Origin of the sequence: Aeromicrobium sp. (assembly GCF_014378035.1) — a bacterium.
In the GTDB taxonomy this organism is placed as follows: Bacteria; Actinomycetota; Actinomycetes; order Propionibacteriales; family Nocardioidaceae; genus Aeromicrobium.
This window is the reverse complement of sequence record NZ_JACMOM010000140.1, coordinates 1-5,277: the sequence shown is the minus strand read 5'-3', so window position 1 is coordinate 5,277 and position 5,277 is coordinate 1. Positions and strand designations below refer to the sequence as shown.

The 5,277-nt window shown below is 62.9% G+C and carries 4 protein-coding genes; all 4 read right to left on the bottom strand.

Annotated elements, in window-relative coordinates; translation table 11 throughout:
- Positions 1–109: 109 nt before the first annotated feature.
- A complete protein-coding gene (locus tag H7290_RS07305) occupies positions 110–1,141 on the bottom strand; it encodes a DDE-type integrase/transposase/recombinase (protein WP_290513364.1) in 1,032 nt (343 codons plus the stop codon).
- Positions 1,138–1,542: a hypothetical protein gene (locus H7290_RS07300; protein WP_290513363.1), complete on the bottom strand. Its 405-nt coding sequence runs from the start codon at positions 1,540–1,542 to the stop codon at positions 1,138–1,140. The genes H7290_RS07305 and H7290_RS07300 overlap by 4 nt, the downstream gene beginning before the upstream one ends.
- 623 nt (positions 1,543–2,165) lie before the next feature.
- Entirely contained in the window at positions 2,166–4,757 is a 2,592-nt protein-coding gene (locus tag H7290_RS07295; RefSeq protein WP_290513362.1) for a hypothetical protein, read from the bottom strand.
- Between the two features lie 290 nt (positions 4,758–5,047).
- Positions 5,048–5,277, bottom strand: a 230-nt coding sequence (locus H7290_RS07290) for a hypothetical protein (protein WP_290513361.1), incomplete at its 5' end; no start/stop codon positions are given.

The window sequence follows — 5,277 nt, the reverse complement described above, 5'->3', positions numbered from 1 at the left end:
GATCACATCGAGATCACGCCCAATTCCGTCTTGCCGACAGTTCCAGCGACGTCCATCGTGTACTCGTCGTTTCCACTCGTTCCCTTCATTCGGCACGCATCGGGCGTTGTCAAGCTGCTTGGAGGCGTTCGGCGACGTCTTTGGGGAGGTTGATCCCGACGATCCCGGCTGGTGCTGGCGTCGATGGTCGGTGGTGGAAGCGTTCGGGGTGGGCGGCGTAGTAGGTCTGCTGGGTCTGGTCACGTTTGGTCCAACAGTCGCGCCAGGTGCCGTTGTGGACCTCGTCAGGTGAGAACAGCGCGATGCCTGAATGCTTGTGCTCAGCGTTGTACCAAGGCACGTAGGACGCCATGTGGGCTCTGGCTGCGTCGAGGTCGTCAAAGGTGCCGGGATAGTTCGGCCGGTACTTCATGGTGCGGAACTCTGATTCGGAGTACGGGTTGTCGTTGGAGACCCTGGGCCGGCTGTGAGTACGCTCAACACCGCGATCGGCAAGGAAGTCTTTGAGCAGGTTTGAGCGCATCGCGGGCCCGGAATCGGCGTGCACGACGTTCGGGATCCCGTGTTCATCGAAGGTCCCCTCGAACAGATCGACGGCCAGATGGTCAGCTTCGCGTTCCTCGACCCTGAAGCCCACGATCTTGCGGGAGTAGATGTCGATGATCGAGTAGGCCTTGAACGCCTTGCCCCGCCACGGCGACCGCAGATCGGTGATGTCCCACGACCACACCTGCCCCGGCCCGGACGCTTCCAGCACCGGCATCTCGCGTGGTGTGGTGGTCCCGCGACGAGTTGGGGCGACCGGGCGCCCCGACTGGTCGGGCATGTCGGCGGCGATCCGCCACCATGACCGCCGTGATGCGAGCATCACCCCGCCGTCCCAGGCGGTCGCGAAGGCGTGATCGACCGAGTTGCCGGCGGCCCAGGCCGCAGCGATCCGCTGCTGGACCACGCCACGGTCAGCAACCGAAATCCGGGACCGGTAAGCCCGATCCTTGTGCGTCACTGGATCGGCCACCGCCGGGCGCGGGTTCGTCCGGTAGTGCCACGTCGACCGCGACACCCCGGCCAGCTCCAGTGCTCGACGTTGTGAACCCAGCCGGTCGGTCAGCTCAGTGATGAGCTGGTCCTCGGCAATCAAGAATCGGACGGCTCGCTGGTCGGCAGGGTCTTGTCGGGCTCTTGCTCGCTCATCGCGTGCAAGAGCCCGATAGCTTTTCCCAGCGAATCATTGGTGCCCTCAAGCTCACGGATCCGTGCGTTCAACGCCTTAACCTCAGCCTCATGCGCCGCACGCTCAGCCGCCCGTTGTTTCTCCAACGCCGTTCGCTTGCCCGGTGGAACAGTCATAGACCCACCTTCTCGCGGGATCAGATGCCGGTCCAGATCACCCTCGAAAACGAACATCCGCCATTTCCGTAACCGGTCATACGACACGCCCTGCTCAGCCAACCAAGCCTTCTTCGCCCCATGAGGCTGAACGTGATACTCGTGCACAAACTCCCGAATCTCCACCGCCGTGAACCCCACACTCGCCGCCATCACCCTGCTCCTTCACCGATCGCGAACTGACTCACAACCAACCTGGCAAAGAGGGATGCGTGCCGAATGAAGGGAACGAGTGGAAACGACGAGTACACGATGGACGTCGCTGGAACTGTCGGCAAGACGGAATTGGGCGTGATCTCGATGTGATCTGCCGGTGCGCTTCAGTGCGACCAGCAGGCATGAACAACCGGGTTTATAGCGCCATCGCCACCCTGCACCATGCTTTACGAGATCTTGCTACGCGGTTGTGCCTCGATGCGTTTTGCAGTCGCGATGAACGAAACTGCTGTTCGGGCGCTCGCGCAACGACGAAACACCAAACTAATCAAACGGCGTCTCAGGTCACGTCATTGGCGGTGAAAAGACGCACCTCGAAGAGGGTGGAGTTTCATCGCAACGGGGGGATACGCACGGTTGCTGGACCTATCGGTCGGGGGTATGGGTCGTGTCGTGATTGTCTTGGGGCCATGGTGGTCGGCGCGGTTGCCTACCTGTGGCAGCCGAACTCGCACGCTGCGGCCTGCCCGACGACGTTGGAGTACAAGGGAGTTTCGTACGCCGTCTATGAGGTGTCAGACGAGATCGGCGCCGTCGGCGTTCCGGTCGTTGCTAGCGACCTAGGGCATCAACGCGATGCCGTCGATACGAGCCCGGTAGATCGACGACGACACCAGGCGTACGTCGGCATAGCGCGCGGTCGACGATTTCACCAAGACGCGTACATAACCGGATCGGCTGCTCTTGAGGCTGATTGTCCCGAGGTAAGTCGTGTTGGCGTAGACCTTGACACTTCCCTCATTCGGACCTCGCCAGGCGTAGACGTACACACCGTGAAACCGCTGGCCGCGCCGCACGAGTGAAGCGCCCTTCTTGCGCATGACGCTCAAAGTCGATTCCATTGCCGACGCGCTGGAATCGCGAGTCACAGTCCCGTATGCGGAAAGTCTGCGATCGTCGAGCGGGGAAGTGGAGCAGTTGGATGCCGACCACGCGCTCGAACGGCCGAAGTCGTCCTGGGCTCGCACACGGAAACATACCGTCGTGCCGGACGCTACTTTTCGGGTCACACTCGGTCCCGCAAGCTTGCTCCACGCGTCCGGCTCGACCCAGGCGCTGAAGCCGGACGGACCGTGGGTGCGGTAAGCCACCGAGTAAGTCACCTGGGACTCGTTGTCGCCGCCTGCGAAGGTGAACGTTGCGTTGGCGTTGGGCTTGGCGGAGACTGCGGGTGAGACTCTGGCCAAAGCGACTTGCGGCGCGACGGATCCGGTCCAAGACAGATCTAGCAGCCTCGCTTGGTGGCGCGAGTCGACGTACGCCATCGTCGGGAGACCGGCGTCGTCCGGAGCCAAGGTCGGGCCGGGCTGGAGCGAGAGGCCGCGTGCTGGACCGTACGTCCTCGTCTCATGGCCCGGTAGGAGGCTGGCGACCTTGACAACAGGCACGCTCCTGTCGCCTGAGGACACATAGTGGACCCAGGTCACATAGCCGCCCCCGAGTCTGACGGCCAAGTCGCCGGAAACCAGTGGCACCGCCCAGGATCCCGACGTCGTGGTCAAATCCAGCACGAACGCGGCGGTGTCGTCACAGGTCACTAGGGCCGATGTGTCTACCACCTGGAGCCGTCGCCCGCTGCAGGCCTGAGGGAACGCGTGTTGCCGAATCGCCGATGACGCAGTGTCCATGCCGTTGAGAATTGTGCCGTCCGCGGAGAAGCTCCAGATCCAGGTGCGGTCGAGTGCGAAGGCCCGGTTGCCAGGAAGACTGGCCTTCACCTCAGCGCTCTCGGTGCTCTGAACCTCGATGCTCTTGACCCAGCCGCCCGCGTCGACATTACGTCCGATTAAGGTTCCACCGTTGCCCAGCGCGGGGGCGCCGAAGGCGCTCTTTAGGGTCCGAGTGCCGCCGGGCCAAGCAAGTTTGTACGTGCGATCGTCCGACGAACCGGATCCTGAGGCATCGGTGAGGACAACGCCGCCGGAGTACTGAGCCTTGTCGACGGCCTTGTGATCGACCGTTCCGGTGATCCCGAGCGGCCCCGTTGTCGACCAAGGCTGCGGTGACTGTGCCGTCGTGAAGTAAAGCTCCTGATCTGCGTCTCGGGCCTCCTGCCACGTCGACATGAGCTGACCGCCGCTCAGCTTTAGCTTGTCGACCTTCCAGTCGATCGGCTGCCGGGTGAACACCGTCCGGGGCGGCTGGTCGTCGTCGCCCACCACGGCGATTCTGCCGCTGGACGTGTCACTGAGTGCCAACACCACCTTGCCATCCGCGAGCGAGCGCAGGCCCGTGATCGAGTGGGCGACGCGCGGCTCCAGCACCCCGGTCGTCAGGTTGACTGGCCGAAGCTCCTGGTGGCCGAAGTCCCCGTCTTCGGGCACACGGAGCAGGGCGACGCGATCCCCGAAAGCCCGGAAGTCGTACTCGTAGCTTGGCGCATTGACTAGAACTGATCCGTCATCGGTGCCGTCGAGGTTCCTCCAGTGGAGGCGATTTCGATGTTCTCCATCGACGAATTCGTCCGTTGCCCAGAAAGCACGCCCACCCGCAACCGTCCGTGCCTCGGGGTACGCCAACTGATGCGCTGACCCGGTGATCGTGTTGATCGCCCATTGGTCGCCCGAAGGGGTCGACACAACTGCTCTCGTCTCGTCGCCGTCCGCTGTCGAGATCTTCTTCGAGTAGTTGACCACAACACCCACAAGGGTGTTGACCCCTGCAGCGGTGCGCAGGCGAAGGGGACAATTGTCAGTGGAACCCTCCGCGACGCAAGTCAGCACCCAGCCGGGGCCGTAGCCCACGACGTTGCCGCCGGCGTCAAAGGAAAGGATTGCTGCACTGCCGCTGTCGACATCTGTCGTCGTTAAGGTGTCAATCCCACCCTGGTAGGTACTTTCGGACAGCTGGATGATGCTCTGTCCGTCCAGCCGCGGCTGAGTCGTACCGCCGGGCGACGGGTTCGCAATGGTGCGAACGAGAACTCCATCGCTGATCCGATGGATCGCGAGTCGCGCGGCGTCGCCTTCTTCAGTTTGGTAGTCGTCCACAGCGACGAATTGCGCCGACGCCGACGACAGGCCGCTCGCTATGAATGGGGAACCCTCCCGCTTCGGGAGCGGCACACCTTGGGTCATGACCATCTCGTCTGCACCGGCCGGGGCCACGATGGCCATACCGACAAGCACCATGAGGCTGAGGGCAACCACCACTGAGCGATTCCACAAACGCGACATGCCGCGGGCTCCCCGATCCGAACACTAAACTCACGGCAACCCAGATGCCATGCAGCCACAGGATCCTATCGGATGCGGTCGCAGCTCGTGACCGTTTCTGGTTAGTCGTATCCTCGCGACATTGAGGCGTCTGCGGCCGGCGCCGACACCGAGGTCGTGCATTACTTCAGGGAGCCGCTCGACCGCACCAAGCTGCTCGGCATCCACGGGCCGTGCAGCGCTCGTACGCGGTGATCGCGACGTGTTCCGAATTGTTGAGCGATCGGTCAAAGACGCCGAGTCAAAGCAGCTCCTTCACAGTGGCTGACATTGACCGCCTTGACCCCGACCACGTGTGGGCGAAGAAGTCTGGATGCGAAAGAATTTCGACTCCAGATACCGAATCCTGCGAGACGTCGTTTCAGCCCGGCTAGGAGCCCGTCGGCCTGGAGGTAGCGGATCATGCGGCTCTCCAGCCCGCTCACGGCCTCGATCGCAAGCTGCCCGACTCGCGGTG